Origin of the sequence: Silicimonas algicola, assembly GCF_003970735.1 — a bacterium.
In the GTDB taxonomy this organism is placed as follows: domain Bacteria; phylum Pseudomonadota; class Alphaproteobacteria; order Rhodobacterales; family Rhodobacteraceae; genus Silicimonas; species Silicimonas algicola.
Window position 1 is genome coordinate 4,306,811 of sequence record NZ_CP034588.1, and the last position, 13,208, is coordinate 4,320,018.

Consider the following 13,208-nt stretch of genomic DNA (forward strand, 5'->3'; position numbering starts at 1 on the left):
ACCTAGAGTGCGCGACGCGAGGGAAGAGGGTGAACCATGAGCGAGTTCGAGGACATAGGTCCCGACAAGTCCCTGTTGATTGTCGATGACGACGAGCCGTTCCTGAAACGGCTTGCGCGGGCGATGGAGAAGCGGGGCTTCGAGGTCGAGACGGCCGAGACCGTCGCGGCGGGAACGGCCATCGCCTCGGCGCGTCCGCCGGCCTTCGCGGTTATCGATCTGCGGCTGGAGGACGGCAACGGGCTTGACGTTGTTGAGCGCATCCGGGAACGCAGGCAGGACGCGCGGATCGTTGTATTGACTGGCTATGGAGCCATCGCGACGGCTGTGGCTGCGGTCAAGATCGGGGCGACGGACTACCTCTCGAAGCCTGCCGACGCCAATGATGTCACGGCCGCGCTTCTGGCGCGGGGCGACAGCCTGCCGCCGCCGCCGGAGAACCCGATGAGTGCGGACCGGGTGCGGTGGGAGCATATCCAGAGGGTCTATGAACTGTGCGACCGCAACGTGTCCGAGACGGCACGGCGGCTGAACATGCACCGGCGGACGTTGCAGCGGATCCTGGCGAAACGGTCGCCGAAATAGCTTCGGTATCGCGTCGGTATCACGTCGGTATTGCGTCGGTGCGCCCGGCTTCCTCGAAGGTGCTCACCAGCCAGTCCAGGAACAGGCTCAACGCACGGCTGCGGGACCCCGAGCGGACGAGAGCGTAGTAGCTGGACTGGCGGCTGATCTCGACCGGGATGCGAACGACGCTGCCTTTCCGCAGCGCGTCGCGATAGACGATTTCGGATCCGTAGGCGGCGCCGATCCCCCGCAGGGTCGCCTGGAGCTCGAGACCGGGCGCGCCGATCTCCCGGATGCGCACGCCCGATAGCCCGGACTCGGCCAACACCTCGCGTTCCCACGGAGTATCCAAACCCAGCCAATCGGCGCTGTACCAGTCGGTGACACGCGCGGCGAGGGAGGGCGCGGCGACGGCGATGAACGGCGAGACCATCAGGGGGATCGCGCGCGGATCATCAGGCATGGGGCCGGTGGTGCTGCGGACGGCGACGTCGAAGCCCTCTGACTCGATGTCGATGACGCGGGCGGTCGGCGCGAAGGCGATCTCGATGCCCGGATGCTGACGCCAAAACTCGCCGATCGCCGGCAGGATCACGGCGTCTGTGATGAAGGTCGTGGTCGTGACGCGCAGACTGTCGCCCGTCGAGCGGCGCGCAAGGTCCACAGCGGTGGCGATGCGGCCGAAACCGGCCGAGGTGGCGTCGGCGAGGCGGCGGCCTGCCTCGGTCAGCTCGATCCCGCTCGGCGCACGCACCACGAGCGCGAGGCCAAGATCCTTCTCGAGAGCGCGAACCTGCTGGGCGATGGCGGCGTGGGTCACGTTCAACGACCGGGCGGCGGCGGAAAAGCTGTCGTGGCGCGCCGCAGCGTCGAAGGCGCGGAGCGCCGAGAGCGAGGGAAGGGACTTCCAGTCGAGGTCGGACATGTTAGCTGAGCTTACAACGCCGAATTCTTCCTGACTAGCTGGCAGGACGAGCCAGGGTGTATCCGGTGTGAAGAAGCATTCAGTAGAGTCACGATCATGCTACCCAACCTGACACCAAGAGAGACCCTGAGAGGGAGTGCGCGTTCCGACGAGCTGGAAGCTGCGCTTGCATCCGCACGCCTGCGTCAGGACATCTTGCCCGATGAGGAAACACCCGCACCCGCGCGTCGCCCAGCCTTCCGCCTTTTCGACTGGTTCAGGATGTCAGATCGAACCGCTTGAGCACCTTGTCGACAACCGTGCCGTCGGCCATCCGGTAGCCCTCGATCCGGCCGTAATCCTCGAACCCGCGGCTTTGATAGTAGGCGAGGCCGCCGATGTTGTCGGCGCGGATGTTGGCGTTGATCCAGCGGTAGCCAAGGTCGCGGGCCGCCGTTTGCGTCGCGCGGAAGAGGGCGGACCCGATGCCGAGGCCCGTCTTGCCGGGCTGTGCGAATGTGGCGATCTCGGCCGCCTCGGGCGGGAGGTAGCCGGCGGGTTCGATCCACTGGAAGCCCAGCACCTGACCGCCGTCGCTTTCGGCGACGTGCCATGCGGATCGGTCGTGCGTCATCCATCCCCCGATCTCGTCGGCCCTCACCGTTCCGGTCAGGGCGGTGGTGCCGCCGATCCGGATGACGTCGTTCAGGATTTCGGCCATTCCGCCGGCATGGAGACGGCCCGCCCGCGACACGATCACCTGCATTGCGCAATCAACTCCTCGTGCCGGGCGACGAAGGCTTGGCGCACGTCCCGTGGCGGGCGCAGCGTGACCTCGATGCCCTCCATCAGCTCCAGTCGGGAGGGTTTGAAATACCGGTCTGCCTCGGTCTTCGAGAAGCCCGCGATGCGCGTCGCTTCGAACCACGCCGACACGCGATCCGCCGCCTTGATCCGGGCCTTTTCGGCCTCGGGGGGATGAGCCGGAAGGCCGAACCTGATGTGGATGGCCGCCGCGAGACGCTTGTCGAGATCGGCATAGCCCGGACCGACGGCGGCCTTCACGGGAGAGATCATGTCGCCGATGACGTATTCGGGGGCGTCGTGGAGCAGCGCGAACAGCCGGTTCCGCGCCGACGCGTCGGGTTGCAGGCGACCGTAGATCTCTTCGACGAGCAAGGAATGCTCGGCGACGGAATAGGGGAAGTCGCCCCGGGTCTGGCCGTTCCAGCGCGCGACGAAGGCCAGGCCGTGGGCGATATCCTCGATCTCGATGTCGAAGGGCGTCGGATCGAGAAGGTCGAGTCGCCGTCCCGACAGCATCCGCTGCCAGGCGCGGGCTGGAGTCCTTGTCGTTGCCATGGGGGGATTTGCGATGGCGGCGCCGCCTTGGTCAAGCGCCGAAACAGTCCGCAAAAGACCGCAGTCTTTCCCTCATTCCGGCAAAGTTGCGCGTTTTCCTGACGGCGTATCGGTTCCGTGTCCGTCGGTCCATTCCACCGGGCGACAACAGGCGGTCCTTCGTGCGAGTGCTTCCAGGGGAGGTCACGCAACGCCTTCGGCTCCGCCGGAAAGGAAAGACCGATGCCCTGTTTGAAATCGCTGGCGGTCGCTGCCGCCTTTCTGCCCACAGTCCTTCATGCCCAGGTCAACTGCGCCTCGCGCGATCTTGTCGTCGACAAGCTGGCCGTGAAGTACGGCGAGGCCTTCGCCGGCGGCGGCCTGCAGAACACCCAGCACATCTTCGAGGTCTGGATGTCCGAGGAGAAAGGAACCTGGACCATCCTCATGACCCGCGCCGACGGGATGACCTGCGTCATGGCGTCGGGGACCAACTGGCGGGGCGGCGATCCGAGCGTAAAGACTCCGGCAGGCATACCAGGCTGACCTTGGTTGCCGGGCGAGGGGCCCGGTGCTAGATGACCCGCGAACCAGAACGGAGCGGGTCATGCCCAAGGATTACGTCGTCAAGGACATCTCTCTGGCCGGGTATGGCCGCAAGGAAATCGAAATCGCCGAGACCGAGATGCCGGGTCTCATGGCGCTGCGCGAGGAATACGGGACACGCCAGCCGCTGAACGGCGCGCGCATCGCCGGGTCGTTGCACATGACGATCCAGACCGCCGTGCTGATCGAGACGCTGAAGGCGCTGGGCGCCGATGTCCGCTGGGCGTCGTGCAACATCTTCTCGACCCAGGACCATGCCGCCGCGGCCATCGCCGAGAGCGGGACGCCGGTGTTCGCGATCAAGGGCGAGACGCTGGTCGACTACTGGGCCTACACCGACATGATCTTCCAGTTCCCCGAGGGCGGCGCGAACATGATCCTCGACGACGGGGGCGACGCGACGCTGTACATCCTGATGGGTGCGCGGGTCGAGGAGGGCGAGGACGACCTGATCGCCGTGCCGGCGAGCGAGGAGGAGGAGGCGCTGTTCGCGCAGATCCGCAAGCGGGCGAAGGAAAGCCCCGGCTGGTTCGTCAGGCAGCGCCACATGATCCAGGGCGTGTCGGAAGAGACGACGACCGGCGTTCATCGTCTCTACAAGATGATGGAGAAGGGCCACCTGCCGTTCCCGGCGTTCAACGTGAACGACAGCGTCACGAAGTCGAAGTTCGACAACAAGTACGGCTGCAAGGAATCGCTGGTGGACGGCATCCGCCGCGCGACCGACACGATGATGGCGGGCAAGGTCGCCGTGGTCTGCGGCTATGGCGACGTGGGCAAGGGCTCGGCGGCGTCGCTGCGCGGTGCGGGTGCGCGGGTGAAAGTGACCGAGGTCGACCCGATCTGCGCGCTTCAGGCGGCGATGGACGGCTACGAGGTGACGCTGCTGGAGGATGAGGTCGCTAGCGCCGACATCTTCATCACCACGACCGGCAACAAGGACGTCATCCGCATCGAGCACATGCGCGAGATGAAGAACATGGCGATCGTCGGCAACATCGGCCACTTCGACAACGAGATCCAGGTCGCCAGCCTGAAGAACCACAAGTGGACCAACATCAAGGACCAGGTGGACATGATCGAGATGCCCTCGGGCAACCGGATCATCCTTCTGTCCGAGGGGCGGCTTTTGAACCTGGGCAACGCGACGGGGCATCCGTCGTTCGTGATGTCGGCGAGTTTCACCAACCAGGTGCTGGCGCAAATCGAGCTTTGGACCAGGGGCGACGAATACCAGAACCAGGTCTACATCCTGCCGAAGCACCTGGACGAGAAGGTGGCGCGGCTGCACCTGGGGCGGATCGGGGCGAAGCTGACCGAGCTGAAGCCGGACCAAGCCGAGTACATCGGCGTCGCGCCCGAGGGACCGTTCAAGCCGGAGCATTACCGGTACTGACGGATCGGGGGCTCTGCCCCCGAACCCCCGGGATATTTCTTGACCGATGAAGACCTTAGCGGATCAGGATAGCCCTGAAATCGTTGACGTTCGTGCCGGTCGGACCGGGGGCGAAGATGTCGCCTGCGGCGTCGAAGGCGGTCCATGCATCGTGACCGGCGAGCAGGGCGCCGGGGTCGCGGCCGATCTTCCGCAGCCTTGTCCAGGTCGTCCCGTCCGCGAAGGCGCCGGCGTTGTCCTCGGACCCGTCGATGCCGTCGGTGTCGGCGGCCAGCGCCGAGACGGCCAGGCCTTCGATCCCGCCGGCGAACGCGAGGAGGAACTCGCTGTTGCGCCCGCCGCGTCCGCCGTCGCCTCGGATGGTGACCGTGGTCTCTCCGCCCGAAAGAATGACGACAGGGGTCTCGAACGGACGATTGCGGGTCGCGACCTCGCGCGCGATGGCGGCATGGACGCGGCCCACGTCGCGCGCCTCGCCCTCGATAGCGTCTGAGAGGATGACGGGGGTGATGCCTTCGGCACGGGCGGCGTCGGCGGCCGCCTCGAGCGAGAGAGCGGCGGAAGCGACGACCGTGACCGTATTGTGCGCGAAGACGGCATCGCCGGGGCGCGGAGCGTCTGGCGAAGTCTCGAGGAAGCGCGCGACGCGGTCGGGCAGGACGATGCCGTAGGTGGAGACGAGGCGCAGCGCGTCGGCGCGGGTCACGGCGTCGGGTACGGTCGGGCCGGAGGCGACCTGGGCCGGATCGTCGCCCGGCACGTCCGAGACCACGAGGCTGACGACACGAGCCGGATGCGCGGCCGCGGCGAGGCGTCCGCCCTTGATGCGGCTCACCTGCTTTCGGATCGCGTTCATCACGGAAATCGGAGCGCCGGAGGCCAGAAGCGCCTTGTTCAGTGACTGTTCGTCTTCGAGCGAGAGGCCTTCGGGCGGCGCGGGCAGGAGGGCAGAACCCCCGCCGCAGACGAGCGCCACGACGAGATCGTTCTTCGTAAGCCCGGACACGGCGGCGAGAAGCGCCTCGGTCGCCACAATACCGGCGGCATCGGGGACGGGGTGCGAGGCCTCGAGAACCCGGATGTGACGCGTCGCGCAGGCATAGCCGTAGCGCGTGACGACGACGCCTTCGAGCGGATCGCCCCAGAGGTCTTCCAAGGCGGCGGCCATCTGTGCCGCTCCCTTGCCGGCGCCGATGACAACGATGCGGCCTTTTGGGCGGTCCGGCAGATGCGGGCGCAGCGCCTCGAGCGGATCGGCGGCGCGGACGGCGGCGTCGAAAAGGCGGGTCAGGAAGGACTTGTCGTCGGGCGTCACGGGATCAGAACAACCCCAGGACCGCGCCCATGATGGCGCATCCAAGGGTCGCATAGCCACCATCGATCAGCGGGAGGGTGAATGGCCGGCCGGGGTAGGCGTTGTTGATCATGATCCAGGGCGAGATGAAGAAAAGCCCTATGCCGAGACCGCCGACCAGACCTGCGCCCACCGTGTCGATCCCGCTGGTGACGAAGGTGTGCCGCATCATTCCTGCGACAAGGATCATGGCGATGGCTGACAGGACGAAGGGCGTGGCGCTGCCGTTGCCCTTGGGACGGCCCGCGTCGTCGGTTTCGATCCCGACGGCGGCGATCCAGGGTTTCGAAAGCGCCATGTACCATGCCGCACCGACCGCGAAGCCCGCGGCAGCGGCGACGAGAACGGCCAGAATGCCCATGTCGGTGTCCCTCCCCAAGGCGTTCGGCCGGACTATGCCGGAGGCGCGGGCGCGTGACTACAGCTTTTCGGGCTCGAGTCCGGCCATGCCGCAGACGATCTTCCATTCCTCTTCGGTGACGGGCTGGACCGACAGGCGGGTGTTGTTGGCGAGGACCATGTTCTTCAGCCGAGGCTCGGCTTTGACGTCGTCGAGCGTGACCGGGGAACGTACAGGGCGCACCGCAACCACGTCGACGCAATCCCACCTGTCGTCGTCCGTGGTGCTGTCCGGATGCGATTCCGCCGTCACGCGCACGATGCCGACGACGGCCTTCTCGGTCTGCGAGTGGTAGAAGAAGCCAAGGTCGCCGGTCTTCATGGCGCGCATGTTGTTGCGGGCCTGGTAGTTGCGGACGCCGTCCCACTCCTGGCCGATATCGCCTTTTCCGACCTGGTCTTCCCAGCCCCAGGTCGAGGGTTCGGTCTTGAACAGCCAGTAGGCCACTGCGGTCATTCCTTTCGCATGGGACGCGCGAGAAGCGCGTCGGTCGCATCTATGACGCCCATGTCGCCGCGCGTCACGGCGGCGACGGCATGGGTGATCGGCATGTCGTCGGGCGTCGAGGTCTCGGCCAGTGCCTGCGCGGTCGCGACGCCTTCGACGGTGACGGACGAATCCAGCGTTTCTCCACGCCCCAGCGCGCAGCCGGCGGCGAAGTTGCGGGACTTGTCGGAGGTGGCGGTGAGGACCAGGTCGCCAAGGCCGGAGAGGCCGGCGAGGGTTTCGGGACGCCCGCCGCCGCGCACCGTGAACCGCGTCATTTCGGCGAAACCGCGCGCGATTAGCGCGGCGCGGGCGCTGTCGCCCAGGCCGGCGCCGATGGCCATGCCGGCCGCGAGCGCGATGACGTTCTTCAGTGCGCCGCCAAGTTCGGCGCCGGCCACGTCGTCGGTGCGGTAGACGCGCAGGGCGGGACGCGACAGCGCCGCCTGTTCGTCCTCGGTCACGTCCGGCATGGCGAGCACGAGGGCGGTCGGCAGCCCGCGCGCGATGTCGACGGCGAAGCTGGGGCCGGTGAGGATGCCGGCGCGCGTGCCGGGCAGGGTGTCGGTGACGACCGAGACGGGGCCGAGGCCCGTGCGACGCTCGATCCCCTTGGCGCAGGTGACGAGGCTGCGCGAGGCAAGGGTGTGCGCGTGGCGCTCGAGGAAGGCGCGGACGGTCTGGGCGGGGACGGTGAGGAGCGTGAGCTCGGCGTCGGGCATGTCAGAGGTGACGGCGAGGGACGGGGGCAGGTCGAGGCCGGGTAGGCGACGGCCGGTCCGGCGCGAGGCTGTCATGGCGCCGGCCTCCTCCGCGTCGCGAATCCACAGGGTGACCGGCGTGCCGTCTGCGGACAGGGTCAGGGCGAGGGCCGTTCCGAAAGCGCCGCCGCCGAGGATCGCGATGCTCATGCCTTTGCCCCCTTCTTGCCGCTGCCCAGAATGGCGGGGCGGCTGTCGTCAAGCGGCCAACGCGGGCGGGCGACGAGGGGGTCCATGCCCGGATGCCCGATGGCGAGAAGCTCGATCCCGGCCCAGGCGATCATGGCGGCGTTGTCGGTGCAGAGCGGCAGGGGAGGTGCGGTGAAGGCGACGCCCTTGTCGCGGGAAACAGTCTCTAAAGCGGCGCGAATGGCCCCGTTCGCGGCGACGCCGCCCGCGACGGCGATGGCAGGCGCAGAGGGAGACGTGGCGAGATAGGCGTCGATGGCGCGCGCAGCCTTCTGCGCCAGAACCTCGGCCACGGCGGCCTGAAAGCCGGCGCAGAGGTCGGCGCGGTCCTGGCGGGTGAGGCCGGACTTTTCGGCGACGATGCGGTCGCGTTCGCGCATCAGCGCGGTCTTGAGGCCCGAAAAGCTCATGTCGCAGCCGGGACGGCCCAGGAGGGGGCGGGGGAAGTCGAAGCGCTTCGGATCGCCTTGCGCGGCTTCGCGTTCGACATGGGGACCGCCGGGCTGCGGCAGGCCGAGGGCGCGGGCGGTCTTGTCGAACGCCTCGCCCGGGGCGTCGTCGATGGTGCCGCCGAGACGGGCGAAGTCGTCGGGGCCGTTGACGATCAGGAACTGGCAGTGCCCGCCCGAGACGAGAAGCATGAGGTAAGGAAAGGCCAGGTCGTCGGTCAGGCGCGGGGTGAGGGCGTGCCCGGCGAGGTGATTGACGCCGACGAGGGGCACGCCGGTCCCGGTGGCGAGGCCGCGCGCCAGCATGACGCCCGACAGGACGCCGCCGATCAGGCCCGGGCCGGCGGTGACGGCGATGGCATCGATCTCGGCGAGGGCGACGCCGGCCTCGGCGAGAGCGGCCTCGACGGCGTGGTCGAGCTTTTCAGTGTGGGCGCGGGCGGCGATCTCGGGGACGACGCCGCCGAAGGCTGCGTGCAGCCGCGACTGGTCGGCGACGACCGAGGACAGGATGCGGCGATCCGATGCGACGACGGCCGCGGCGGTGTCGTCGCAACTCGACTCGATCCCGAGGACCAGACTCGTCATGATGCGCTTCGCCCGACCATGACAGCGCAGGTAGCATCCGCCCATGCCCCAGACAAGCGAGGCCCCCGAGACGCCTGCCGGCGAGGCGACGCTTCTTCTGACGCGGCCCGAGGCGCAGTCCCAGGAATTCCTGGCCCTGTGCGAGGCGTTGGCCGGGCGGCTATTGCCTTGCGTCGTGTCCCCGGTCCTGGAGATCGTGGACCTGGGCGAGGTTCCCGACCTGACGCTCTTCCGGACGGTGATCGTGACATCCGGAAACGCGGTGCGGCGGCTTGGCCGTGCCCTGGCGGGGAGAGCGGTTGTCACCGTGGGAGAGCGGACGGCGGCGCTGGCGCGGGATCAGGGTGCCGATGCGCGCTGCCTAGGGCCAGACGTCGATGCGTTTCTCGAGAACATCGACGGCGTCGACGGACCGGCGGTCCATGCCCGAGGTGCCCACACACGCGGGGATCTGGCGGGACGCGCTGCGGCAAAGGGTCTGACGGTGGAGGAGGCGGTGGTCTATGACCAGGTGGCGCGGCCACTGTCGCGCGCGGCCAAGGCTCTGTTACAGGGGAAGTCGCCTGTCGTGATGCCGCTGTTCTCGCCGCGCTCTGCCGGGCTTCTGTCCGCGACGCCGATCGGGGCACCGCTTTTCGTCATCGCGATCAGCCAGGCCACGCGCGTCGCCTGGACCGGACCGGGGCGCGTCACCGTCGCCGAGACACCGACCGCAGAGGCGCTTTGTCGGGCCGTGACCGAGGCATTGTGACCCGTCGCCTTGTTGCCCTACGGTCCGCGCACTAAGATCAAGGAGTGCGAATGTCGGCGCGGGCCTTGCCGCGCAAAAGGAAGGTGAGCGCCGTGGCCAGACGTCCCAAGACACCTCGAACCGAAGATGCGACGGAGAAGGTGACCGAAGGCGACGCTATTGCGACACCCGAAACCTCCACCGACGAACCTGCGGAGACGGTCGAAATATCGGGACCGAGCGACGCGCCGTTCGTGATGCACGAGGAGCCGGACAGGACGCTGGAAGAGGCACCTTCCGACCAGGAGGTGCCTTCCGACAGTGTCGCGCCTTCCGAAACCGTCGACGCCGATCCTGTGGCTTCGGGAGCTACGTCCGAGGATGTTCCGCCTGAACCGGATCCTGTGACCACGCCATTGGCCGTGTCCACGCCGCCGCAACCCGTACAGGTTCAACGCGGACCCGGATTCGTGCCGCTCGTGCTGGGCGGTCTTGTGGCCGGGGCGATCGGCTATGGCGTCGCGAGCTACCTGCCGCCCGCCGAGCCCTTGGTCGATGGAGACCTGACGGCGCGGCTCGAGGCGAACGAAAGCGGCCTCGCCTCGCTCAGCGAGAGGGTCGACACCCTGCCCGAGCCGCAGGTTACCGACCTGTCCGACATCGACGCGCGCGTGGGCGAGATCGAGGCGCGGCTGATCGAGGCGGCCGGAGACGATAGCACGGACGCGTTGGACGGACGGCTGACTTCTCTCGAAGACGCGCTGGCAGGCCTGGAGAATCGGCTCGCCGCGCTGGAGGAAACCGTGGCCCAAAACACGGGTCCCGGCGCGCTGGAGGGTGCCGCAGAGGATCAACTCGCCGACTTCCGGGCCGAGCTGGACGCGCTGGCCGCCGACGCCGAGGCCCGCATCGAGGAGGCGAACTCGCGCGCCTCGCAGATTGAGGCAGACGCCGCCGACGCCGCCGCCCGGGCCGAGCGTCAGGCGGCACTGTCGCAACTGCGGACGGCCGTCGAAGGCGGTGCGCCTTTCGCCGACGCGCTGTCGCAATTCGCCGACGCGCCCGAGCCACTCACCAGTGCCGCCGAGACGGGCGTGCCGACGCTGACCCAGTTGCAGCAGACCTTTCCCGAGGCCGCGCGCGACGCGCTGGCCGCGGTGCAGACCGTGCCGCAGGACGCCTCGGCCGGGGACCGTTTCGTGGCGTTCCTGAAGCGGCAGACCAACGCCAGGTCGCTGGCCCCCAAGCAGGGCGACGATCCCGATGCCGTGCTGTCCCGCGCCGAGGCGGCGCTGAACGAAGGGCGGCTGGCAGACACGCTGACCGTGCTGGACGCATTGCCCCCCGAAGTGCAGGAGGCCATGAACGACTGGCTGACGCAGGCGCGGGCACGGACCGGCGCGCTGGCCGCGCTTGACGACCTTTCCGCCATGACGAATTGAGTGCTGCCGATGCTTTGGTCCCTTCTCAAGATCATCCTCTTCCTCCTCCTCGTCGCTGCGGCGGCCTGGGGCGCGGGCGTTCTGCTCCAGACCGACGGCGGGGTGCGCCTGTCGGTGGCGGGCACCGAATTCACGCTCGGACCGCTGGAATCGGTTGTGGCACTTCTGGTGCTGATGCTGGCGCTCTGGATCGTGATGAAGGTGGTCGGTCTCCTCGTCGCCTTCATCCGCTTCGCGAGCGGCGACAAGACCGCGATCGACCGCTACTTCGACCGGCGGCGCGAGCGCAAGGGCTTCGACGCGCTGGCCGACGGCATGATGGCGCTGGCTTCCGGCGAGTCGCGCCTGGCCCTGACCAAGGCGCAGAAGGCCGAGCGTCTTCTGGGCCGACCCGATCTGACCACGCTCCTGACGGCGCAGGCGGCCGAGCAGGCGGGCGACCGCGCCCGGGCCGAGGCGGCGTACAAGCAGCTTCTGTCCGAGGACCGCACCCGCTTCGTGGGTGTGCGCGGCCTGATGAAGCAGAAGCTGGCCGACGGCGACACGGCGACCGCGATGAAGCTGGCCGAGAAGGCCTTCGCGCTGAAGCCGCGGCATGAGGAGACGCAGGACGTCCTGCTGAGGCTTCAGGCCGGGGCGCACGACTGGACCGGCGCGCGCCGGACGCTGGGCGCGAAGCTGAAGCACGGCAACCTCCCGCGCGACGTCCACAAGCGGCGCGACGCGGTACTGGCGCTTGGCGAGGCGAGAGAGATCCTCGACCATGACAGCCCAATCGAAGCGCGCGAGGCCGCCATCGAGGCGAACCGGCTGTCGCCCGACCTGATTCCGGCGGCCGTCATGGCCTCGGACGGCTATGTGGCGCAGGGTAGACCCAAGAACGCCGTCCGCGTGCTGAAGAAGGCGTGGTCGGTGCATCCGCACCCCGACCTGGCCGCCGCCTTTGCGCGGATCGAACCGGGCGAAACGCCTCAGCAGCGCGTCCAGCGTTTCACCGTTCTGACGACCATCGAACCCGATCATCCCGAGACGCGGATGCTGAAGGCTGAGCTGTGCCTCGCGGCAGAGGACTTCCCCGGCGCCCGCGCGGCCTTGGGCGATCTGGCCGAGACCGATCCCACGTCGCGCACGTTGGCGATCATGGCCGCCATCGAGCGCGGCTCGGGCGCGGATGACGCGCTGGTGAAGGGCTGGCTCGCACGGGCGCTGACCGCTCCGCGCGGCCCGCAATGGGTTTGCGACAACTGCCACAAGTCGCATGCGTCCTGGGCGCCGGTCTGCGATAGCTGCGGCGGATTTGACACGCTGTCGTGGCGCCGTCCGGACGACACCTCGGTCCAGCTTCCCGCGGGGGCGGAGATGCTGCCGCTGATCGTGGGACAGATCTCGCCGCCGGCAAAGGAGAGCTTTCTCGAGGTAGCGGAAACACACGCCCACGACGTCGACACGGATGAGACGGAGGTGGAAGACGTAGTGACGAAGCCCGCGCCGTCTGCCGTCAACGCCGATGCGCCGCCAGCCGATTACGTCGCGGTCGACGATGGAGACGAGCGCGTAAAAGACGCAAAATAGGTCTACCCGCCCGCGGGAAACCCTGCTATCAGGCCCGCCGGAACGCCGCTGTAGCTCAGCTGGTAGAGCACGTCATTCGTAATGATGGGGTCGGGGGTTCGAGTCCCTTCAGCGGCACCAATACACCACAGAAGTATGAGTGAAAACAATGGGATAGGCGTTTTCCTATCTTTTGTATCCACCTACCTGTCCACTCTAACGGTCCGCGAACTGGCCACATCTCCCCTCAGATGATCATGAATGACCGGGCAGCGAGCGGGGGCTGCCGCGATAGGGCGGGTCTGCCGGAAGAAACCTTGGGAGGTTTTGCGTCGCTAGCCAAGGACGCTGGGAGCTACTTCAAAAGTATCGTTCAACCGCCAATGCGGATTACACGGTTGCTTGTTGACCGGCGCGTCGATTTGTCAACTGTCTCGCGGAGCC

The 13,208-nt window shown here is 67.8% G+C and carries 14 protein-coding genes and 1 tRNA gene; 7 read left to right on the forward strand and 8 right to left on the reverse strand.

Annotation, left to right across the window (positions count from 1 at the left end):
• Positions 1–36 precede the first annotated feature (36 nt).
• On the forward strand, positions 37–585 hold the full coding sequence (locus EF888_RS21355; RefSeq protein ID WP_109759227.1) for an ActR/PrrA/RegA family redox response regulator transcription factor: 549 nt from the start codon (positions 37–39) through the stop codon (positions 583–585).
• A 19-nt stretch (positions 586–604) separates the two neighbouring features.
• Here the strand turns inward: EF888_RS21355 and EF888_RS21360 are convergent, their stop codons facing one another.
• The 3 genes from EF888_RS21360 to EF888_RS21370 form a co-directional block, all read right to left on the reverse strand.
• Complete coding sequence (locus EF888_RS21360) at positions 605–1,492, reverse strand: LysR substrate-binding domain-containing protein (RefSeq protein WP_109759228.1); 888 nt, start codon at positions 1,490–1,492, stop codon at positions 605–607.
• Between the two features lie 256 nt (positions 1,493–1,748).
• On the reverse strand, positions 1,749–2,237 hold the full coding sequence (locus EF888_RS21365; protein ID WP_109759229.1) for a GNAT family N-acetyltransferase: 489 nt from the start codon (positions 2,235–2,237) through the stop codon (positions 1,749–1,751).
• On the reverse strand, positions 2,228–2,833 hold the full coding sequence (locus tag EF888_RS21370; RefSeq protein WP_109759230.1) for an HD domain-containing protein: 606 nt from the start codon (positions 2,831–2,833) through the stop codon (positions 2,228–2,230). Before EF888_RS21370 ends, EF888_RS21365 begins: the two co-directional genes overlap by 10 nt.
• Before the next feature lie 222 nt (positions 2,834–3,055).
• Between EF888_RS21370 and EF888_RS21375 the strand changes: the two genes are divergently transcribed.
• Entirely contained in the window at positions 3,056–3,358 is a 303-nt protein-coding gene (locus EF888_RS21375) for a hypothetical protein (protein WP_109759231.1), read from the forward strand.
• A gap of 61 nt (positions 3,359–3,419) precedes the next feature.
• Positions 3,420–4,814 carry an adenosylhomocysteinase gene (gene ahcY, locus EF888_RS21380; protein WP_109759232.1) on the forward strand — a complete coding sequence of 465 codons (1,395 nt, stop codon included), beginning with the start codon at positions 3,420–3,422 and terminating at the stop codon, positions 4,812–4,814.
• 55 nt (positions 4,815–4,869) lie between these two features.
• Here ahcY and EF888_RS21385 read toward each other — a convergent pair whose 3' ends face one another.
• From EF888_RS21385 to tsaD, 5 genes are read right to left on the reverse strand one after another with little or no spacing between them, the layout of a single operon-like run.
• Positions 4,870–6,129: a glycerate kinase type-2 family protein gene (locus EF888_RS21385; RefSeq protein ID WP_109759233.1), complete on the reverse strand. Its 1,260-nt coding sequence runs from the start codon at positions 6,127–6,129 to the stop codon at positions 4,870–4,872.
• Between the two features lie 4 nt (positions 6,130–6,133).
• A complete protein-coding gene (locus EF888_RS21390) occupies positions 6,134–6,529 on the reverse strand; it encodes a DUF1761 domain-containing protein (RefSeq protein ID WP_109759234.1) in 396 nt (131 codons plus the stop codon).
• A gap of 57 nt (positions 6,530–6,586) precedes the next feature.
• The gene (locus EF888_RS21395; protein WP_109759373.1) at positions 6,587–7,015 is read right to left on the reverse strand and encodes an EVE domain-containing protein; all 429 of its coding nucleotides are present in this window, start codon (positions 7,013–7,015) and stop codon (positions 6,587–6,589) included.
• Positions 7,016–7,020: 5 nt separating this feature from the next.
• Entirely contained in the window at positions 7,021–7,965 is a 945-nt protein-coding gene (locus EF888_RS21400; protein ID WP_109759235.1) for an NAD(P)H-dependent glycerol-3-phosphate dehydrogenase, read from the reverse strand.
• Complete coding sequence (gene tsaD / locus EF888_RS21405) at positions 7,962–9,041, reverse strand: tRNA (adenosine(37)-N6)-threonylcarbamoyltransferase complex transferase subunit TsaD (RefSeq protein WP_109759374.1); 1,080 nt, start codon at positions 9,039–9,041, stop codon at positions 7,962–7,964. The genes EF888_RS21400 and tsaD overlap by 4 nt, the downstream gene beginning before the upstream one ends.
• Positions 9,042–9,084: 43 nt before the next feature.
• Here tsaD and EF888_RS21410 point away from each other — a divergent pair, with 43 nt between their 5' ends.
• The 4 genes from EF888_RS21410 (at position 9,085) to EF888_RS21425 (ending at position 12,905) form a co-directional block, all read left to right on the forward strand.
• Positions 9,085–9,792, forward strand: a complete 708-nt coding sequence (locus EF888_RS21410; protein WP_109759236.1) for a uroporphyrinogen-III synthase — start codon at positions 9,085–9,087, stop codon at positions 9,790–9,792.
• Positions 9,793–9,884: 92 nt separating this feature from the next.
• The gene (locus EF888_RS21415; protein ID WP_126918623.1) at positions 9,885–11,213 is read left to right on the forward strand and encodes a COG4223 family protein; all 1,329 of its coding nucleotides are present in this window, start codon (positions 9,885–9,887) and stop codon (positions 11,211–11,213) included.
• A 9-nt stretch (positions 11,214–11,222) separates the two neighbouring features.
• Positions 11,223–12,785 carry a heme biosynthesis protein HemY gene (locus EF888_RS21420; protein WP_109759375.1) on the forward strand — a complete coding sequence of 521 codons (1,563 nt, stop codon included), beginning with the start codon at positions 11,223–11,225 and terminating at the stop codon, positions 12,783–12,785.
• A gap of 44 nt (positions 12,786–12,829) precedes the next feature.
• A tRNA-Thr gene (locus EF888_RS21425) sits at positions 12,830–12,905 on the forward strand.
• Positions 12,906–13,208: the final 303 nt, after the last annotated feature.

Excerpts from the sequence above, each read along its gene's own strand:
- EF888_RS21355 (WP_109759227.1), top strand. The coding sequence starts at position 37 with ATGAGCGAGTTCGAGGACATAGGTCCCGACAAGTCCCTGTTGATTGTC.
- EF888_RS21360 (WP_109759228.1), bottom strand. The coding sequence starts at position 1,492 with ATGTCCGACCTCGACTGGAAGTCCCTTCCCTCGCTCTCGGCGCTCCGC.
- EF888_RS21365 (WP_109759229.1), bottom strand. The coding sequence starts at position 2,237 with ATGCAGGTGATCGTGTCGCGGGCGGGCCGTCTCCATGCCGGCGGAATG.
- EF888_RS21370 (WP_109759230.1), bottom strand. The coding sequence starts at position 2,833 with ATGGCAACGACAAGGACTCCAGCCCGCGCCTGGCAGCGGATGCTGTCG.
- EF888_RS21375 (WP_109759231.1), top strand. The coding sequence starts at position 3,056 with ATGCCCTGTTTGAAATCGCTGGCGGTCGCTGCCGCCTTTCTGCCCACA.
- ahcY (WP_109759232.1), top strand. The coding sequence starts at position 3,420 with ATGCCCAAGGATTACGTCGTCAAGGACATCTCTCTGGCCGGGTATGGC.
- EF888_RS21390 (WP_109759234.1), bottom strand. The coding sequence starts at position 6,529 with ATGGGCATTCTGGCCGTTCTCGTCGCCGCTGCCGCGGGCTTCGCGGTC.
- EF888_RS21400 (WP_109759235.1), bottom strand. The coding sequence starts at position 7,965 with ATGAGCATCGCGATCCTCGGCGGCGGCGCTTTCGGAACGGCCCTCGCC.
- tsaD (WP_109759374.1), bottom strand. The coding sequence starts at position 9,041 with ATGACGAGTCTGGTCCTCGGGATCGAGTCGAGTTGCGACGACACCGCC.
- EF888_RS21410 (WP_109759236.1), top strand. The coding sequence starts at position 9,085 with ATGCCCCAGACAAGCGAGGCCCCCGAGACGCCTGCCGGCGAGGCGACG.
- EF888_RS21420 (WP_109759375.1), top strand. The coding sequence starts at position 11,223 with ATGCTTTGGTCCCTTCTCAAGATCATCCTCTTCCTCCTCCTCGTCGCT.